Raw genomic sequence first — 19,550 nt, forward strand, 5'->3', positions numbered from 1 at the left:
GCCATTTTGGGGGATCATCTGCCGTCCTCTGCTGCGGTCGTGGTGGGCATCTGCGTGGGGTCGGCGATGTCGGGCCGGGACGGCGGTGGTCCACCGTGGGCCGGCACCGGCAGTTCGTCGCCGTTCTCACCTGGCTCCCGCACCGAAGCGGGGTGCGGCCCGGCGGTTGCCTGCTGCGGCGTGGTCGGCGTGACCAGGCCGGCGGGGAGCAGCACGACCGCCGCCGTTCCGCCGCGCGAGCCGGAACGCAGCGAGACCTGGGCGCCGCAGCGCGCGGCGAGCAGCGCGGCGGCGTGCAGCCCGGCCCGGCCGACGGGCGGGCCGTCGGCGGGCGGGTCGGCAAGCAGTTCGTTCGCCTCGGCCAGGTCGCTCACGCTCAGGCCCGGTCCGTCGTCGGTGACCACGATGGCGCAGCCCTCCGCCTCGGGCTCACCGGCGACCCGCACCGTGGTGTCCGCCGGTGAGCACCGCAGTGCGTTCTCGATCAGCTCGGCCAGCAGGTGGACGACCGGAGTGACGGCGGGTCCGGTGAGTGACCAGGGCCAGTGCGGTGCGACGAGCACCCGCCGGTAGTCCGCGACCTCGGCCATCGCGCCGCGCGCCACCTCGAGCAGCGGCACCGGCCGCCGCCAACGCCGGGCCGGCGTCGCGCCGCCGAGGATGATCAGCTTCTCGACGTTTCGCCGGAGCCGGGCGGCGAGGTGGTCGAGCTGGAACAGGTCGGCGGTCTCCTCCGCCGAGGACTCCCGCCGCTCCATCGCGTCGAGCAGGGTGAGCTGGTCGCGCAGCAGGACCTGGTTGCGCTGGGTGAGCCGCAGGAACAGCTCCCGGGTGGCGGGCTCGGTCAGGTCGGGTCCGGCCGGCAGCGTAGCGGAGTCCGGCCGCCCGATGAGCCGGCGGACGGCGCCGGTCCAGGTGAGGAGCAGGGCGAGCACCGCGATCAGGCCGAGCCCCAGCACGGCGCCGGTGCGGACGACCACCAGAGCCGCGTCCGGCGTGGCCCGCTCGGCACTGTCCCGGGCGGTGGCCCGCACGAACTCGTGCAGCCCGGTCAGGGCCGCGTCCGCCGTGGCGCGCCAGTCCTCCTCGGTGACCACCGGCTGGCCGTCGTCGGCGCGGAGCAGCGCGTCCTCCAGGGACAGCAGGCCGGTGAAGCGGGTGCCGTCCACCAGCGCCTGGTAGCCGTTCCGGTCGGCCGCCGGCAGTCCGGCGACGGCCTCGCCGCGGGCGTACCGCTGGTTGGCGACCAGCGCGGCGAGGCGGCGCCGGTCGTCGGCGGTGATCCGGTCGCCGGCCAGCGCGGCGGTGAGCAGGGTGTCCTCCCGGGCGAGCAGCTCCCGGGCCCGGGCCAGCGCGACGATCGCCCGGGTCTCGGCGGCCGGCTCGCTGTCCCGCACGCTCCATTCCGGGCCGTACACGGTGAAGGCGGTGTCGATCAGGCGGTCGTAGCCGGCGACCGCGTCGGCCCGGCCGGTGTCGGCCACCGCCCGCAGGCCGGCCAACCCACCCAGCTGCCGGATGAGTTCGTCGGCCCGCTCCCGGCCGCCGCCGGTGAGCAGCCCGAGGCCGTCGGCGACGGAGGCGCGCAGCCCGGCGACCGCACGGTCGGTGCCGTCGCGTGCCCCGGCCAGCGCGGAACCCGCCCGCCCGCCCCCGGCGACCGCCCGGGCGGTGAGCCGGCGCTCGACCTGAAGTTCGAGGATCAGCCGGTCGGTGGGTTGGCCGAGGGTCTGGGCCAGCGCCCGTACCCGGAGCAGGTCGGCCGCGTCCCGGCCGGTCAGATACGCCGCGTACGACCAGAGCGTGATCAGGACGACTGCCAGCGCGACGAGCCGGGTCCGCATGCCGTGGCCGCCGGTCTGGGTCCGGCTCACGACCCGGACCGTTCCGGCCAGGGCTGCCCGGCCACCTGGCGCGACCGGTCGGCCAGGATCGTCCGCAGCAGGGCCAGCAGCTCCGTCCGGTTGGCGCAGTCGAGCCGGGAGCGCATCCGGGCGACGTGGTGCTCGACGGTCTTGGCGGAGATGAAGAGCCGGTCTCCGATCTCCCGGTAGGTCAACCCGGCCAGCACCAGCTCGGCGACCTCCCGCTCCCGGTCGCTGAGCCGGTGCGGAGCCGGACCGGCGAGGGCGTCGACGGACGCCGGCTGCTGCCCGGCCTTCGCCCCCGCCGGCCGACCCTGCAGCATGCGGGCGCAGTCGAGCAGCGTGGTCATCGCCCGCCGGTCCGAGGTGCGGATCGCCGCCTGCCCGGCGAGGCGGGCGCCGTCCCAGCACAGGCCGGCGTCGTGCAGGCCGCGGGCGGCGGCCTCCACCCGGACCGGGTCGACCATTCCGCGCAGCACGTCCACCCAGGCGGCGGCGGCCGCGGCGACCACGGCCGCGTACCGGTTGTGGTCCGCGGCGGCGACCAGGGCGGCCACGTGGTCGTCGGCGGCCGCCGGCTCCTCGGCCAGGATCGCCGCGTGCAGTCCGCTCCAGTGCAGGGGCGTGCTCCACAGCGGCGGGTCGCCGAGCCGGGCCAGCAGCAGGCGTGCCTCCCGCAGGTACGGCTCCAGCCGGCCGAGGTCGCCCAGCCGGGCTCCGGCGATGGCCAGCTCGCCCAGCGGCAGCAGCGTGAACAGATCGACGGGGTGGCGGACGACGGCCTCCAGCGCGTGCCCCCAGCTGCGCTGGAGCGCGCCGAGGTCGCTGTTGCGCCGGGCGATCCCCAGCTCGAGCGCGGAGGCGAAGAACAGGTCCCGGGACTCGAGCGGCCGGCCGTCGCCGGTCACCGCCGCGAGGTGGTCGGCCGCGACGACGGTACGGCCCCGGACCATCGCGATCCACGCCTGCAGCAACCGGTGGCGGCGGGCCATCAGGGGGCCGCCCGTCCCGCTGGTGGCGGCGCGGTCGAGCACCCGCTCGGCGATGTCCAGTTCGCCGCAGTGCAGGCCGGTCAACGCGGCGAGCGCCGCCGGGCTGTCCGGCAGGAGCGCCGCCCGGCCGGCCGGCTCCAGCAGTGCGGCCGCCTGCACGAGGGTGGAGAGCGCGGCGGTCGGTGGGCCGGCGACGCTGTCCCGGATCCCCTCGGCCATCAGCCGGGCCGCGCTGGCGTGCAGGGTGGGCGGTCCATCCGCCCGGTCATCCCCGGGCGGGGGCGTCCCGTCGGCCGGGCGGCCGGCCGCGAGCGCGCCGACGGCGGCGAAGGACTCCGCCGAGGGCGTACCCGACCATCGGTACAGCTCGACGCTGCGACCGACCTGACCACGGTGCGCCAGCGCGGTCGCGGCGACCGCCGCCGCCTCCGCCCGGTCGGCCGGGGCGGCCGTGGCGAGGAGTCGGTCGGCCAGCCGGAGGGCGGTGTCCAGATCGCCGGCCAGGGCCGCGGCCACGGCATGTCGGACCGCGGCCGGCCGCCCGGCGGCCGTGGCCGCCGCGAACAGCTCCGCCGCGAGGGCCGGCTCGCCGGCCAGCGCCTCCTCCGCCGCGGCCTCCAGTGTCGGTGCCGGACAGTCGGCGGCCACGTGCGCCGCGTACAGCGAGCGGACCAGCGGAAGCACCGGCCCACCCCGGGCGAGCTGCAGCTCGGTGAGCCGGCGCCACACCGCGCCGCGGTCGGCGGCCGGGCTGAGCGCGGTCACCGCGCGCCGCACGATCGGGGCGAGTCGGCCGTCCGCGCCGAGCAGGCCGGCCGCCCGGGTCGCGGCGATCAGCTCGTCCACGTCACCCGGCTCCCGGTCGAGCAGCGCCCCGAGCAGGTCCACCGGCAGCGGTACGCCGGCGGCGACGGCGAGCAGGAGCCGGCGGACGTCGGGCGCCAGGTCCTCCAGGTCCGGTCCGAACTCAAGGACGGCCTGCCGGGGCGGCTCGGTCGGGACGCCCGGCGGGATCTCCGTCCCCCGCAGGCCGCGGACCAGCCGCTCGACGTCGCGGGGAACGCCGGCGGTCTGCCCGTGCACGAAGTCGACCAGGTCGGGCCGCCGGCCGACCTCCGGCACCGCGCTGAGGTAGGCGGCGGTCCGCTCCCGGGTGAACGGGGTGAGCAGCACCAGGTGCCCGTCCCGTCGGAGCGCGTCGACCAGCTCGACCAGCGCCGCCGGCCGGGGCCACGGCCGGTAGCCGACGGCGAGCCGGTGCCGGCGGGTGACCACCAGTTCGCGCAGCGCCCGGAGCCGGGCGTCATCGAGCAGGTGGGCGTCGTCGACCACCAGCACGGCGTCCGGCTCGATCTCCTCGGGACGGTCGGGAACGCCCTCCAGCACGGTGCTCCCGGCCCGCCGGTGGACGCGGGCCAGCTCCTGGAGGTACGCGCTGCGGCCGTGGCCACCGGGCCCGGTCACGCCGAGCGCGAGCGGCGCGTCCGGATCGGCCGCGACCGCGTCGAGCAGGGCCTGCGGCCCCCGGTCCAGCACCAGCCGGGACCCGGCCACGCCGCTCATGATCATGGTGGTCATCCTTCACGTCCCCGGCCGCGGGCCAGCACCAGGCGGGAGGCCCGCGGCAGTTCCAGCGGGGTGATCCGGACCGGGGGACGGGGTGGTGGCTCGCTACGGGCGGAACGGTCGTGGTCGGGGCCACGCTGCGCCGTGACGGCCGGCGCGGCGGCCCGTCCGGTTTCGACGGCCGGGGCGGGCCCGCGGTCCGGCTCCGGCCGGCGCGGGCGTGGCGACACCACCTGGCAGGCGGCCAGCGCCGCGCCGGTGGCGGCGGTCAGCTGCGGATCGGGCTCCACCTCCACCGGTACCGGGAAGGCCGCGGCGAGCAGCTCGACGACCAGCGGGATACGGGTGGAGCCGCCGGCGAGCAGGACGCCGTCGAGCTGCGCCGGCAGCAACCCGGCGGAGTGGACGGTCCGGGTCAGCAGGTCGACGGTCGCCTGCACGGCCGGCCGGATCATGTCCTCGAACCGCACCCGGCTCACCGGCACCCGGACCGGCCCGGTCGGCAGGGTCAGCAGCACGTCGGTCTCCGTGCCGACGGTCAGTTCCCGCTTGGCCCGGTCGCACTCGGGCAACAGCGCGCGCAGCGTGGCGTGCGTCTGCCGAGGCCCGGCCGCGGCGAGTTCCCGGGCGAGCACGGTACGCACGTGCTCGGCCAGCGCCTCGTCGAAGTCCGCGCCGCCGAGCCAGTCCAGCCCCTGCGGCAGGCCGAACGTCTCGTACGTGCCGCGGGGGGTGCGGCGGACCAGGGCCGCCTCGAAGGAATTGCCGCCCAGGGCGTAGACGGCCGCCGCGCTGCCCGGGAAACCGCGCGCCGCGTGGCTCTCCGCCACCGTAACCGTACGGGGCAGCAGCGTCACGTTGCCCAGGCCGAACTGCCACAGCGCCTCGTGCAGCAGCTCGCGCCGGTGCCGCCCCCAGTTTGCGGGGTGGCTGAGCACGACGGCCTCGGCGGGCTCACCCTCCCGGTCGAGGACCCGTTCCACCACCCAGGCCGCCAGCAGCGCGGTCAGCATTTCCGGCGGGCAGGCCTCGCCGCCGAGCAGCAGGGGAACGTCGTCGCCGACCCGGCGGACGAACCCGCGGGCCGTCCGGCTTCCGTCCTCGACGGGGGGCTCACCGACCACCAGCGTCCCGTCGGCTGCCAGGTGCAACACCGACGGCACGGTCACCGACCCGCCGTCCAGCGTGACCACCTCGGGCCGCGCCCAGGTCGCACCCCGTCGCCGGGCCACGCTGGCCGCGGTGGTGGTGCTTCCGATGTCGATCCCCAGGACGTACGGCATCCGCAATCTTCCTTCACCGTGAGTTGGCCGGCCGGTGGCGACGGTGTCGGCACCGTGCGGCGACCCACCCCCGGCGACACCCCGTGGGCTCCTACGTTCGTACCAGAGATCGCTCCCGCATCGGGACCCTAAATCTGGCTGGCCCGGTTCCCCCAGTCCCCCTAACGTACGAGACGGTGAGCACCCTAATCCGGCGGGGCGGATTGCGGGCCGATCCCCGATGACCGATGCCGGCGCCCGGCCATAGCGTCCCTGTTGACGATCACGGTCGCTGACGCCAACGTCCGAGGAGAAACCGGCACATGGACCAGACCCTGCACGACTTCGTGCTCAACCTGCTGACCAACCCTGACGCCAAGTCGGCGTTCGACCTCGACCCGGAGGGCGCGCTCCAGGCCGCCGGGCTCACCGACATCACCGCTGCCGACGTGCAGGACGTGGTCCCGCTGGTCGTCGACTACGCCCCGGTGCACGGGCTGGCGCCGGTGGCCCCGGTGGCGGGGCAGCTCGGGGCCGACCCGCTGCTGGCCGACACCACCGACGTGGTGGCCCAGCTCCAGGCCGTGCCGCAGGACATCACCATCAGCAGCTCCTACTCCGGAGTGGACGTCAAGGCCGGCGTGCTGGGCGCCATCGCCGTCGACCCGACGGGCGTCGCCGCCGGGGCGACGCTGCTGCCCGGGATCGGCCTGGGCGTCGGGCCGAGCGGCCTCGAGACCGACCTGACCGGCGTGCACGACGTGGCACACACCCTCGACGCCGACGTGGTGGGCGCGGTGGACACCGTGGCCGACCCGGCGGTCGGTGACGTGGCCGGCATCGCCGGCAACCCGGACGCCCTGCTCGACGGCACCGACGCCGGCCTGCTCGGCACCCCGGACGGCCTGCTCGGCGGCCCGCTCTCGGGCACCTACGGCCAGGTCGGCGGGGTCGTCGACTCGCTCGGCGTCGACGACACCCTCGGCGGGCTCGGTGTGACCGACACCCTGGGCGGGCTCGGCGTCAGCGGCTCCGGCGGCCTGGTCCCGCAGGTCGACGTGTCGTCCACGGTGGGCGGCGTGACGCACCAGGTGGACGGTGTCGTCTCCGGCGTCACCGGCACGGTGGGCAGCGTGACCGGTGACGTCAACGGCGGTGTGAGCGGCGACTCCGGGGTCCACGCCGATGCGTCCGCGTCGGCCGGCGGCGGGCTGCTGGGTCTCGGCGACGGCCTGCTCTGATCGGGGCTCCGCGAAGGCCGAAAGCCGGATCGCCACGCGCGATCCGGCTTTCCGCCCGTTCTTGCCAGTTCGCTACTTGCTAATTGCTCCGAAATCCGCACACTTGGTGCGGTGATGGCGGGGATCTGGCTGGACGCGCTCGACGGGATCGCCCGCACGTGCCGCGAGCACGGGCGGGCGGACCTGCTTCAGGCGGTCCGGCAGAAGCGCGCCCAGCTGCTCGACCCGAAGCTGCGCGTCCTGGTCGTCGGCGAACCGCACCAGGGTAAGAGCCAACTCGTCAACGCGATCGTGAACGCACCGGTGTGCCCGGTCGGCGACGGCCGCACCACCGTCCTGCCGACCGTGGTGCAGCACGCCGAGGTCGCGTCGGCCACGGTGGTCCAGGCGGCGTCCGCCTCCGGGCGACCCGCCGGCGCCTCCGTACCGACGACCGCCGAGCGGACCCCGGTACCGTTGGACCAGATCGCGGCCGGGGTGGCCGGCACGCTGGGCCGCCGGTCCGGCGGCGGCCCAGCGTACGTCGAGATCGGACTGCCGCGCGCGCTGCTCGGCGCGGGACTGGTGCTGGTGGACACCCCCGGCACCGACGAGGTGGCCCTGATCGGTGCCGGCGCCCCGGCCGCCGCGCTGAACCGCGCCGACGCGGTGCTGGTCGTCTCCGACTCGACCCGGGAACTCTCCGTCGCCGAGCTGAACATGCTGTTGCACGTCACCCGGTCGCACCCGAACGTGGCGGTGGTGCAGACCAAGATCGACCTGGTGCCGGACTGGCGCGCGGTCGCCGAGCGCAACCGCCAGCACCTGGCCGAGGCGGGCGTACCGGCGGCGCTGATCCCGGTCTCGGCGGCGTTGCGCCTGCGCGCGGCGGTCACCGACGACCACGGCCTCAACGCGGAGTCGGGCTTCCCGCAGCTGATCGCGCGCCTGCAGCGGGACCTGGCCGGCAAGGGCGACGGGCTGGCCCGGGCCTCGGTCGCGATGATCGCCCGCACCGTGGTGGAGCAGCTCGCCGCGCCGCTGCGCGCCGAGCTGGAGAGCCAGGAGGTGGAGGAGCAGTCCGGCCCGATCTCCCGGCTGCACGCGGCCCAGCGCGAGGTCGACGAGCTGCGCCGCTGCTCCACCCGCTGGCAGAACACCCTCGCCGACGAGATGGCCGACCTGCTCTCCGACATCGAGTACGACCTGCGCGACCGGACCCGGCAGATCCTGCGGATGGTCGACGAGGCGTTCGACACGGCCGACCCGCTGGTCTCCTGGGACACCTTCCAGGAGTGGTTGCAGCGCAGCCTGGTCGAGGCCGCCGAGGCCAACCACGAGTGGTTGGCCCAGCGCTGCGACTTCGCTGCCCGGCGGGTCGCCGGCAACTTTGCCCGGTACGGCTACGACGTGCTGCCGCCCTGGTCCATGAGGGTGCCGGAGGATCTCGTGGACCGGCTGCCCGAGATGGAACGGCCGACCATCGACCGGTTCACCGCGAGCCAGAAGGTGATCACCGGCATGAAGGGCTCGTACGGTGGCCTGCTGATGTTCGGCCTGGCGATGACCCTCGCCGGCATGCCGATGATCAACCCGGTCTCGATCGGCGCCGGTGCGCTCTTCGGCGGCAAGAGCATCCGGGACGAGAGCAGGCAGCTGCTCCGCCGCCGCCAGGCGAGCGCCAAGACGGCGATCCAGCGGCACGTCGACGACTTCTTCGTCCGGACGACCAAGGACTGCCGGGACACCGCGCGGCAGGTGCAGCGGATGCTCCGGGACCACTTCACCGCGCTGACCGAGGAGTTGCAGGAGGCCATCGTCCAGTCGTTCCGTACCGCGAAGCAGGCCGCCGACACCGACGCGGCCGCCCGCAACCAGCGCCAGCGCGAGATCCGGCTGAAGATGAGCCGGTTGGCCGCCGTCTACGAGCAGGCCCAGCAGTTGACGGCCGCCCGGCCCGCCCCGGCGCCGTTGGAGCCCCGGGCATGACGGTCGGCCTGCGGCTGGACGAGGCGGTCTGGGGGCTGCTGCACCAGGCCCTCCAGCTCTACCGGGACAACCCCCGCGCGACCGGTCACCTCCGGCACCAGCTGGCCCGGCTGGAGCAACCGCTGCGGGTCGCGGTCGCCGGCCCGTGGCGGTCGGGCAAGTCGACCGTGCTGAACGCGATCATGGGCGAGGAGGTCGCGCCGATCGACGGCCCGGACGGCAGCGGCATCTTCACCTGGTACGAGGACGGTCCGCAGCCGCGCGCCACCGCCTACTCCAGCAGCCAACCCCCGCAGGAGCTGACGGTGCTCAAGTCGGCGACCGGGATGCGGGTGGACCTCGTCGGCTGGCGGGAGGGCGAGCTGCGCGACATCGTGGTGCAGTGGCCGACCCGGGCGCTGCGGCAGGTCACCCTGATCGACACGCCCGCGATCGTCGGTGCCGACGAGCACGGGCGGGCGCCGGTCATGGACCGGGTGCTGCGGGACGCGGACGCGGTGCTGTACCTGACCCGCGACGGTCGCGACACCGACCTGCGGGTGCTGGAGTCCACCCGGGACAGCCGGGTCGGGCAGGCCGCCCCGGTGAACGTGATCCTGGTGCTGTCCCGGGTGGACGAGACCGGCGGCGGACGGATCGACGGGCTGCTCACCGCTCGCCAGCTCGCCCGACGGCAGCACCGCGACCCCCGGGTGAACGCGCTCTGCGTGAACCTGGTGGCGTGCAGCGGGTTGCTCGGTCTCGCCGGACGGGTGCTCAGCGAGTCGGACTTCGCCGCGCTCGCGCAGCTGGCCCAGGTGTCGCGGGAGGAGCTGGACCCGCACCTGCTCTCCGCCGACCGCTTCGTCCGCGCCGAGCTGCCGGTACGGCTGGACACCGAGGTACGGGCCGCGCTGCTGAACCGGCTCGGCCTGATCGGGGTCCGGCTGGCGACCACCCTGGTCCGTACCGGCTGCGACAGCCGGGGCAAGCTGGCCGCCGAACTCATCCGGCGCAGCGGCCTGACCGAGCTGCGCGAGTCGATCAGCCGGTTCTTCGTCGACCGACGGGACACGCTCAAGGCCCGCTCCGCGCTCGCCGCGGTGGAGGCGCTGCTGCAGGCCGAACCCGGCCCGGGCACCGGGGAACTGCTCAGCGCGGTGGAGCAGATCCTCGCCGGTGCGCACGAGTTCCGGGAACTGCGCCTGCTCGCGGCGCTGCGGACCACCCGGCTCGGGTTCGACGCCGAGCTGGCGGCGGAGGCGCAGCGCCTGGTCGGCGGTGACGGGGTCGGCCTGGCCGCCCGACTCGGCCTGGAGCACGACGCGCCCGTACAGCGGCTCTGGGAGGTCGCCGCCGACGCGCAGTGGCAGTGGCGCAACCGCGCGGAGGATCCGCTGCTCCGGCTCTCCCAGCGGCGGGGCGCGCAGGTCGTCGTCCGCAGCTGCGAGGGGATGCTCGCCGAGCTGGCCGAGGGCGGCCGGTGACCTGTCGCCGGCCGGCGGGCAGGGTTCGGGGCGCCCGGCGGTTCGCCGGGCGCCCCGATTTCGCCGGTCAGCGCGGGGCGCACTGTCCCGAGGAGCCACCGGTGACCGTGCCGGGCAGCCCGTTGTCGCGGGGCGCCGGGACGTTGTCGGCGCAGGACAGCGCGCCGGTGACCGTGCTGGCGGCGAGCACCGGATCCGCGTTGCCGACGAGGCCGACCGCGCCGACAACCTGACTTGCCTCGATGGCGACCTCGCCGGTGGTGCCGGCCACGGTGACGCCACCCCGCACGGTCACGCCGTGCAGCACCACCGCGTCGGCACCGCTGGCCGACACCCCGCCGGAGAGCACGCCACCCCGCACGTACAGCGCGGCACCGGGCTGCACGGTCACCGTCCCGTTGATCGTCGCGCCGGTCAGGCACGTCACGCCGGACGTGACGGTCAGCGCGGCGTCCCGCCGTCCGGTGATCGTCGAGGTACAGGCCGGCGACGGCTTCGCCAGCAACTCCACCTCCGCGAGCGTGGCGGTCGGGTCGGCGGCCGTCACCTCCAGCCGGTAGTGGGCGTACCGGCCGGGCTGGTCGACCTGGAACGACCGGGTCTGCGACCGCCAGGGGAACGACTCGTCGGCCCGGTCGTCGAGCACCGTCCAGTTACGGCCGTCGTACGACCCCTTGAGCTGCCAGCCGTGCAGGTCGCCGGCGACCTTGCCGGAGGTGAGCGTGTAGTGGGTGACCTGCTCCGGGGTGCCGGAGACCTTCCACTGCACCGGGTCGTCGACCGCGACGGTGGTACCCGAGCTGTCGTCCCGCAGCGCGGCGGCCCCGCCGGTGACGGTGATGTCCGCCAGCGGCCGGGCGACCGGTCCCGGCTTGCTGAGCGAGGTCGGCAGGTCTTCGGCCGCGGTGGCCCAGGACGACGGGTACTCGCCCATCTCGAAGTCCAGCACCGCGCCGTCGGCCAGCTCACCGTGCGAGATCGAGGACTTCCGGTGGGCCTGCCCGTCGATCTTCAACCCCTGCACGTAGACGTTGCGGGCGTTGTTTTCGGGTGCGTTGACGACGATCTGCCGGCCGTTGGGCAGGTGCACCGTCGCCTTGCGGAACAGCGGCGAACCGATCACGTAGTCCGCGCTGCCCACCTGGAGGGGGTAGAAGCCGAGCGCGCTGAAGAGGTACCAGGCGGAGGTCTCGCCGTTGTCCTCGTCGCCCGCGTAGCCCTGGCCGATCTCGCTGCCGAGGTACATCCGCGACAGCGCCTCCCGGACCTTGGCCTGCGTCTTCGCCGGCTGCCCCGCGTACGTGTACATCCACGGGATGTGGTGGGCCACCTGATTGCTGAAGCCCCACATGCCCATCCGGACGTCCCGCGCCTCGATCATCTCGTGGATGGTGCCGCCGTAGGAGCCCGGGAACTTCGCCGTCTCCGGGGTGCGGAAGAACTCGTCCAGCTTGTCGGCCATCTGCTGCCGACCGCCGTACAGGTTGGCCAGGCCCTGGCCGTCCTGCGGGACGTGGAACGCGAAGTTCCAACCGTTGGTCTCGGTGTAGTCGTGCTCGTGGCCCCAGACCCGCGGGTCGTACTCCGCCGGGGTGGACTTCCACTTCCCGGCGGCGTCCCGCCCCTGGAAGAAGTCGACGTGCGGGTCGAACATGTGCACGTAGTTCTGCGCCCGGTTGCGGAAGTACTCCGACTCCTCGCGGTAGCGGGCCCGGTCGGTCTCCGGGGTGGCGGGGTCGTCGGCGAGGGCCGCGCCCATGTTCGCGATGCCGAAGTCGTTGAGGTAGCCCTCCAGCGCCCAGGAGACCCCTTCGGGTACGTCCGACGCGGTGTACCCCTGGAAGATCGACGTCTGGAGTCCCTTGCGACCGACGCTGGTGTTGTTCGGGTTGCTGCCCGGCGGGCTGACCGTGGCGTTCTTCACCGCCGCCTCGTAGGCGGCCTTGACGTCGAAGTCGCGCACGCCCTTGACGTACGCGTCGGCGAAGGACACGTCCGAGCTGGTGCCGGTCATCAGGTTCGCGTACCCGGGCGACGACCAGCGCGACACCCAGCCGCCGTCCTTGTACTGCTGCACGAACCCGTCGACCAGTTCGCCGGCGGTGTCCGGGTCGAGCAGCGTGTACGCCGACCAGGTGGTGCGGTACGTGTCCCAGAAGCCGTTGTTGACGTACACCTTGCCGTCCACGACCGGGGCGCCGGTCCGGGTGGGGGTGGTGCCGGCCGGGATCGTGCTCGACGTGGTCGACTGCACCGCGTGCTTCCAGAGCGGCGCCTCCGGCGTGCCCACGTTCTCGTGTGCGGAGTTGGGGTAGAGCGAGAGCCGGTAGAGGTTGGAGTACAGGGTGGTGAGCTGGTCCTCGGTGGCCCCTTCGACCTCGATCACCCGCAGTTTGTCGTCCCAGAGGCGCTGCGCGCGCTCGCGGACCGTCTCGAGGGTGTCGTCGCGGCCAATCTCGTTCTCGAGGTTGCGCCGGGCCTGCTCCACCGAAATGAGCGAGGTGGCGATCCGCAACTCGACGGTCTTGGTCTGTCGGGTGTCGAAGGCCAGGTAGCCGGTGACGTTGGACCCACCGCCGCCGGTGAGCCGGCCGCTGGCGGTGACCGGGGCGTCGACGACGCCGTGGACGAACATCCGGCCGGCGCCGTTGGACAGCCCGCTGCGCACGTCCGAGTAGCCGCTGACCACGCCGTCGGCGCCGAGGGTGAGGCCACCGTTGTTGTTGACGTTGTCGAAGATCAGGTTGCCCCGGTCGCCGGTGAAGGTGAACCGGAACAGCGCGGCGTGGTCGGTCGGTGCCAGCTCCGTCATGAGGCCGTTGTCGAAGGTGACGCCGTAGTAATGCGCCTTCGCCACCTCGTTCTCGTGCCCGAACGGCAGCGCCCGGGCGGACCGGCCGGCGGCGGGCACCCCGGTGGCCGGTGACGGCATCACCTGGAACGTCTGCCGGTCACCCATCCACGGGCTCGGCTCGTGGCTGACGGTGAACGCCTGCAGGGCCGGGCGGTTGGTGGCGGTGTTGCGGCTCTGGTAGTCGTACAGCCAGCTGATGGAGCCCGCGTTGGTCATCGGGGTCCAGAAGTTGAAGCCGTGCGGCACTGCCGTCGCCGGGATGTTGTTGCCCCGGGAGAAGCTGCCGCTGGAGTTGGTGCCGCGGGTGGTGAGCACGTGGTCGGAGGGGCGCGGCTTGGCCACCTCGGCCGGGTTGCCGGTGATCCGGATGTCGTCGACCCAGCCGTTGAACAGGCCGGTCCCGGTGGTGCTGTCGTAGGCCAGCAGGACGCGGTCGACGCGCTTGCCGGCGGCGATCGCGCCGATCCGGGACCGCTTGACGTTCCACTGGTCGGCGTAGAGCGACTTGGACTCACCCTGCGCCTGCGGGCTCAGCCCGAAGCCGTGCTGGTCCACCGCGCCCAGCTCGCTGAGGTAGGTGCCGTCGTCGAAGGCCAGGTCGACCGCCGCGTAGGTGCTCGGGTAGTCCAGGTCCTGCCCGGTCAGCTCCGGAAAGATGACGTACGACAACTCGGTCCGGTCGGTCACCGTGAGGTCGACGTCGAAGACCTTGTTGTACGCGTACCCCCGCCCGCTGACGGTCTGCCCGCCGGAGTACTGCAGGGCGCGGACCCCGGTCCAGCCGACGTTCGGCTTCATGGTCGGGCCGTTGACCGGGCCGCCGCTGCTCATGGTGCGCATGTTGCTGGGCGGCGGGGGAGTGGTGTCGCCGTTGGAGAGCTGAAGCTCGGCGAGCTGGGTGATGCCGCCCCCGCCGATCGCGGTGACGTTGAGCCGGTAGTAGGGATACGCGGTGGCGTTGTCGAACCGGTACTCCCTGGTCTGGAAGCGCTCGGTGAACTGCTGCCCGGTCCGGGTGTCCAGCGTGGTCCAGTTCTCCCCGTCGGCGGAGCCCTGCAGGGTCCAGTCCTTCGGGTCGCGTTCCGGTGCGTCGTTGGCGGAGGTCAGCGCGTAGTGCACGACGGCGACCGGAGCGTCGAGTCGGACCCGTACCCAGCCGGTCGGCGTGAAGGTCAGCCACTTCGTGCTGACATTGCCGTCGATGACCCGGTCCGCGGTCTCGCTGGGCGGGTTCTCCCCGTTGGCGGTGACCTCGGTGATCCGGCCGGCCAGGTTGCCGGGGATTCCCTTGACCGGGCTGCCGGTCACCCCTGAGGTCTTCTCGGCGCCACCGGCGTCGGTCTCGGTGGTGTTGATCCAGGTCGGCTGGGGATCGCCGGCCTCCAGCGAGGTGGAGAAGTCGGTGGCGGACGCTTCGGGGGCCGCCAGCGCGGGCGGCGGTGCGGCGGGAACCGCGAGGCTCGCCACCACCACGACCGGCACCAGGAACCTGCGTCTACTACGCCTCATGCGAAAACCTCCAGAGGGGACGGCCGAATGCGACGGTCGCGCACCCGGTTGGAGATTTCGTCAGCGTTCGCGGCACATGACAAAGCTGTCAAGAGCCCTAACTAAAGTTCCGACGCGAGCCGGTCAGGCTCTCCGCCGGCCGTGATTGACCGACAGCAGCAGACCGACGGCGGTCAGGGCGGCGCCGGCCACGGCGGCGTACCCCGGGAGGCCGGCGGGGATGCCCAGGTAGACGGTGATGCCGAGAATGCGGGACAGGCCCCAGGGCAGCAGCGCCAGCTGGTCGTTCCACACCGTCAGCGCGCGCTCCAGCCCGACCGCCGTGACCAGGCCGGACAGCAGTCCGAGTGGGACACCCGCGGCGGTCAGGGTCAGCCCGACGGCGCTGCGGCGCCGCAGACCGTACCGGTCGCGCAGCACCACGGCGGTGGCCACGAAGAGCCAGCAGAACGCCGCGAACGCGACGGTGACGTAGACCGTGCGCAGGGCAGGCGCGGTCCAGAAGGCGAACCAGTACTTCCCCGGCCCGCGTCCGGCGAGCGCCGCCAGCAGCAGCACGCTGCGCAGCAGCGCGACGCCGCCGACCACGGCCCACAGGTGGAACGGGTCCCGCCGGCCGACGACGAGGCGTACGACCAGGGCGAACAGCGCCCACCCGCCCAGGGTGACCAGCAGGTGCGCGGGGGCGGCGAACCAGGTGAACACGAGCCGGCTCGCCACCAGCACCACGGCCGGGACCAGCCACACCAGCACCCGGTCTGACCGCGACTGCGGCGCCGGCAGGGCGGCGACCCGCCACGGCCGGACCGCGCCGAGCAGCAGACCCCGCGCGGCGGCGCCGCCGAACCCGCGCCCGCGCACGCCGAGCAGCACCACCACCAGGATCAGCCCCAGCAGCACGCGGGCCGCCCAGGCCATGGCCGGGTCCCGGTCCGCGCGCTGCGCCCCCAGGTCGGCGGCGGTGAAGTTGTACGCGGGTAGGTCCAGGTCGGTGCCGTAGCGCTGCCGGTGCACGTCGCGCGCGTCGCGGTAGGCCGTCTCGGCCAGCCGCCAGCCGTCGTGGGCGGCCGCCGAGCCGGTGTCCAGCCACTGCGCGTGCCGCAGCACCATGGTCCGGTAGGCGCCCAGCGTCTCGAAGAGGTTCACCTGGTAGTCGAGGGTGCTGGTGAAGTGCTCGCGCAGCCCGGCGTCCCGCCAGGTCGCCGGGTCGGTGGCGGCGACCAGATCGCGCATCCGCCGGGCCAGCGCGACGGCCTGCTCGCCCTCGTCGATCGCCGCGTCGACGCGACCGCCGGTGACCGCGTAGATGCTGTCGAGCGCGGCGGAGTCGCCGGTCGGGATGTCCCACTCGAAGATCCACATCATCGGCGGCGGCTCCAGCCCGAGCGCCCGTACCGACCTGTCGGCGTACGGCCCGATGTAGAGGCCCTTGGTGACCGCCTGCCGGGACAGCGCCATGGCCTGCCCGATCGCGCCGACGGTGGCCGGGTCGGCGGAAAACGTGCGGTACGCCCAGTCCGCCGTGACCTGGGCCGGATCGGCGTCCGGATCCCAGGCCAGCCGGGCGACGGCGTACGTGTTCAGGTCGTACAGCTGCCAGAATCCGGTGCGCAGGTAGAGCGACATCGGCCCGGCGCGCAGCGGGCCGCCGTCCTGGGTCCAGTTCCAGACGCCCTCGACCTTCGGGTTGGCGGCGAGGAACTCGCGCAGCGCCTGGCGGTGCAGCGGGCCGAGGTCGTTGGGGAGCGAGCCGAACGCCTCGAACTCGCGCCGGGCCTGGAACTCCACGATGCGGCGGTGCTCACCGGCCAGCAGGGTGGTGTTCAGCGGCAGGTGACTGTAGAAGTCGCCGAGGGTGTACTTGGTGGAGACGATCAGGTGCGGGTCGTCGAACCCGCCCAGCACCTGTGCGTACGACTCGGGGTTGGTGTGCAGGTCGCCGACGGCGCCGACGCCGACGGTCCAGGTGCGGAAGATGACCTCCTTGCCGGCCTTACCCGCGGTGTCCAGCATCGCCCGCAGCATCGCCCGCACGGACGCGTCGGTGGTGACGGCGAGCTTCGACGAGTAGTCCCAGCCGTCCTCGGCGTACACCTCGCCGCCCTCGCCGATGCGGACCATCAGGCCGTCGACGAACGGCATGTTCTCGAACAGTTCGGCCAGCCCGGCCTGGTAGACGGCCCACAGCCGGGGGTCGGCCACGTCGAGCCCGCCGACGGTCCTCGTCAGGTACGCCTCCAGCGGCGGTGACACCGCGAGCATGTCGGTGAGCAGGAAGACCTTCACGCCCATCTCCTCGGCGTACCGGAAGACCGGGCCGAACGCCGCGACCATCGCCTGCGCGCGTTCGACGTGCGTGTCGCCGGCCGGATACACCGCGTGCCCGTCGCCGACCTTGGCGAAGGTGACGTACTCCAGGAAGCCGGGCACGACGACCGCGTTGTAGCCCTGCGCCACGGAGTGGTCGACGAACTGCCGGAACTGCGCGTCGATGCGGGCCACCGCGTCCGCGTCCACCCACGGTGCCTGCGGCAGCAGCGCCTGCCCGACCACGTCGGCGTTCAGGTTGTAGTCGTCGCCGGCGGCGAAGGCGGCCGGGTCGGGCTCGCGGCCCACCGAGCCGGCGTCGGTCAGCCGCAGGCCGAGCCGGGGCGTGACCACCCGGCCCGCCTCGGCGGGTGGCAGCGCCTCGGCGCCGGAGCGGATCCGGTCGGCGAGCCGGTACAGCCCGGCCGCGATGCCCGCGACGTCGCCCCCCTCGACGGCCAGCTCGGTTCCGCGCACGCTGAGCCGGTAGGACTCCGGCGCCGTGGCCAGGGTGGCGAGCACGCCCGCCCGCAGCGTGGTCACCGCCGTGCCCGCCGGGGCCGAGGGCGCGGCGGTACCGGCCGCGCCGGCCTGCCGGGTGCCCGTGGCCGGTCCGGCCGTGCTCCGCGTACCGACGGCAGGCTGCGCGGTGGTCGCGGTCCCGGCCGGTGGCGTGCGGCCCGGCGCCGGCGGGTTGACGACCGGGCGGGGCAGGCCGCGGGAGACGAGCGCGTCGGCGACGGCGGCCGCGGCCTTGATGGTGCGCGGCTCGTCAGGCACGACCATGGACGCCAGCGGCGGCGCCGGTGCGGCCACCCGCTGCGGCGCGGCGGCGACGTCCTCGCGCGGCACGGCGGCGGGGGTGTGGCTCAGCCCGAGCGCGTCCCCGACTCCCCAGGCCACGCCCGCGCCGAGCAACACCAGGACGATCGCGGCGGCGAGCAGCGGGTACGGCCGCCGGACCGGGGCAACGTGAATCACGCTCGCATAGTAGGGGTGCGGTTGACCTGTTGGACAGGACCGAACCGGTGGCGGGCTGCCCGGTCGCGGCCCGGCGGCAGATGCACGTCGGCGCGCGCTCGGATCGGGCGCGCGCCGGCGTCTGGTGGGATCAGGTGAAGTTGGCGCCGCCGTCGACCAGCAGCGACTGGCCGTTGATGTAGGCGGCGTCGTCGGAGAAGAGGAAGGCCACCATCGCGGCGAGGTCCTCCGGCCTACCCAGCCTCGTCGAACGAACCGACGCGAGAATCTGCTCCCGGAATTCGGCCGTGGTGGTCTTGAGCGCCGCGCCGGTGAGGATCACGCCCGGCGACACCAGGTTGGTACGAACGCCGTGCTTGCCGCCGACCGTCGCGGTGTGCCGGGTGAGGCCGATCAGTCCGCTCTTGGCCGCCTGGTAGGCGACGTGGTCGCTCTCGCCCATCCAGACGGCACTCGACATGGTGTTGACGATCGAGCCGGCGCCCTGCTTGATCATGATCGGCAGCGCATCTTGGATGCCGTGCATGTATCCGGTGAGGGTGACGTCGATGGTGTGCTGCCAGACGTCGTCCGGTACCGACATGACGTCGGTGTCCCGTCCCACGTTCTGTGGCGAGAGATCGGCGGCCACGTTGAACAGGCCGTGCAGGCCGCCGAACCGGTCGACCGTAAAGTTGATCAGCTCGCGGTAGGACTGCCCGTCGGTGATGTCGAAGCTCCGCGCCACGGCTGTTCCGCCGGCAGCGGTGATCTCGTCGACCACGGTCTGGGCGGCGGCCTGGTTCAGATCCGCCGCGACGACCAGCATGCCTTCCTCGGCGAGCCGGATCGCGGTCGCGCCGCCGATGTTGCCCGGTGCCGCACCGGCGACGAGGGCGACCTTGCCTGTGAGTCCACGCATTGTCCTGTCCCTTTCACCATTGGAAGTTCAGTTCCGGTAGCCACGGCTATCGGTGGTGCGGTTGATCAGTTGGTGCGCAGCGGCTTCAGGGCCTCGCTCCAGGCCACGACCTGGTCGAGGGTCATGGTCAGCGCGTCCCGCTGGAAGTCGTTGGGCTTGAAGACGCTGAAGTTCTCGAAGTCGGTGAAGAGCGAGAGGGCCACCTGGGACCGCACGTCGGCCATCTGCAGCTCGCCGGCGATGAGCCGCAGGTGCTCCACCGCCCGGGCTCCACCCACCGAGCCGTAGCTGACGAACCCGACGGCCTTGTTGTTCCACTCGTTGTAGAGGAAGTCGATCGCGTTCTTCAGGGCGCCGGACGTGGAGTGGTTGTACTCCGGCGTCACGATCACGAACCCGTCGAACGACGCGATCGTCCTGGCCCACTCCAGCGTGTGCGGCTGCTGGTACTGCCCCATCGCCGGCGGGTAGACCTCGTCGAGGTGCGGCAGCTTGTAGTCGAGCAGGTCGACGAGGGCGAACTCGGCGTCGGTGCGCTCCTTGGCGACGTCGTACACCCACTGGGCCACGGCCGCTCCGTTACGCCCCGGCCGGGTGCTGCCGATGATGATTCCGATCCTGGTCATGTGCTCCCCCTG

The 19,550-nt window shown here is 73.5% G+C and carries 10 protein-coding genes; 3 read left to right on the top strand and 7 right to left on the bottom strand.

The window, feature by feature from the left end; all coding sequences use genetic code 11:
• Positions 1-14: 14 nt before the first annotated feature.
• Genes ACTMTB_RS20055 through ACTMTB_RS20065 form a run of 3 tightly spaced genes read right to left on the bottom strand, consistent with a single transcriptional unit; the run spans position 15 to position 5,706 of the window.
• Positions 15-1,874: a nitrate- and nitrite sensing domain-containing protein gene (locus tag ACTMTB_RS20055; RefSeq protein ID WP_441147731.1), complete on the bottom strand. Its 1,860-nt coding sequence runs from the start codon at positions 1,872-1,874 to the stop codon at positions 15-17.
• Positions 1,871-4,435, bottom strand: coding sequence for a LuxR C-terminal-related transcriptional regulator (locus tag ACTMTB_RS20060; RefSeq protein WP_441147733.1), 2,565 nt, complete (start codon positions 4,433-4,435; stop codon positions 1,871-1,873). Before ACTMTB_RS20060 ends, ACTMTB_RS20055 begins: the two co-directional genes overlap by 4 nt.
• Entirely contained in the window at positions 4,432-5,706 is a 1,275-nt protein-coding gene (locus ACTMTB_RS20065; protein WP_441147735.1) for an Hsp70 family protein, read from the bottom strand. The genes ACTMTB_RS20060 and ACTMTB_RS20065 overlap by 4 nt, the downstream gene beginning before the upstream one ends.
• A gap of 302 nt (positions 5,707-6,008) precedes the next feature.
• On the opposite strand from ACTMTB_RS20065, the gene ACTMTB_RS20070 reads away from it, so the two are divergent.
• From ACTMTB_RS20070 to ACTMTB_RS20080, 3 genes are all read left to right on the top strand, one after another.
• Complete coding sequence (locus ACTMTB_RS20070) at positions 6,009-6,926, top strand: IniB N-terminal domain-containing protein (protein ID WP_441147737.1); 918 nt, start codon at positions 6,009-6,011, stop codon at positions 6,924-6,926.
• Positions 6,927-7,040: 114 nt separating this feature from the next.
• Positions 7,041-8,894, top strand: coding sequence for a dynamin family protein (locus ACTMTB_RS20075; RefSeq protein ID WP_441147739.1), 1,854 nt, complete (start codon positions 7,041-7,043; stop codon positions 8,892-8,894).
• Positions 8,891-10,360 carry a dynamin family protein gene (locus ACTMTB_RS20080; RefSeq protein WP_441147741.1) on the top strand — a complete coding sequence of 490 codons (1,470 nt, stop codon included), beginning with the start codon at positions 8,891-8,893 and terminating at the stop codon, positions 10,358-10,360. Before ACTMTB_RS20075 ends, ACTMTB_RS20080 begins: the two co-directional genes overlap by 4 nt.
• A gap of 67 nt (positions 10,361-10,427) precedes the next feature.
• Here ACTMTB_RS20080 and ACTMTB_RS20085 read toward each other — a convergent pair whose 3' ends face one another.
• The 4 genes from ACTMTB_RS20085 to ACTMTB_RS20100 form a co-directional block, all read right to left on the bottom strand.
• The gene (locus ACTMTB_RS20085; protein ID WP_441147743.1) at positions 10,428-14,723 is read right to left on the bottom strand and encodes a GH92 family glycosyl hydrolase; all 4,296 of its coding nucleotides are present in this window, start codon (positions 14,721-14,723) and stop codon (positions 10,428-10,430) included.
• Positions 14,724-14,846: 123 nt separating this feature from the next.
• Positions 14,847-18,011 carry a hypothetical protein gene (locus tag ACTMTB_RS20090; RefSeq protein WP_441147745.1) on the bottom strand — a complete coding sequence of 1,055 codons (3,165 nt, stop codon included), beginning with the start codon at positions 18,009-18,011 and terminating at the stop codon, positions 14,847-14,849.
• A 130-nt stretch (positions 18,012-18,141) separates the two neighbouring features.
• On the bottom strand, positions 18,142-18,912 hold the full coding sequence (locus ACTMTB_RS20095) for an SDR family NAD(P)-dependent oxidoreductase (protein ID WP_441147747.1): 771 nt from the start codon (positions 18,910-18,912) through the stop codon (positions 18,142-18,144).
• A 65-nt stretch (positions 18,913-18,977) separates the two neighbouring features.
• A complete protein-coding gene (locus ACTMTB_RS20100; RefSeq protein ID WP_441147749.1) occupies positions 18,978-19,538 on the bottom strand; it encodes an NADPH-dependent FMN reductase in 561 nt (186 codons plus the stop codon).
• Positions 19,539-19,550 lie beyond the last annotated feature (12 nt).

It is taken from the genome of Micromonospora sp. L32, assembly GCF_052068055.1.
Taxonomy (GTDB): domain Bacteria; phylum Actinomycetota; class Actinomycetes; order Mycobacteriales; family Micromonosporaceae; genus Micromonospora; species Micromonospora purpureochromogenes.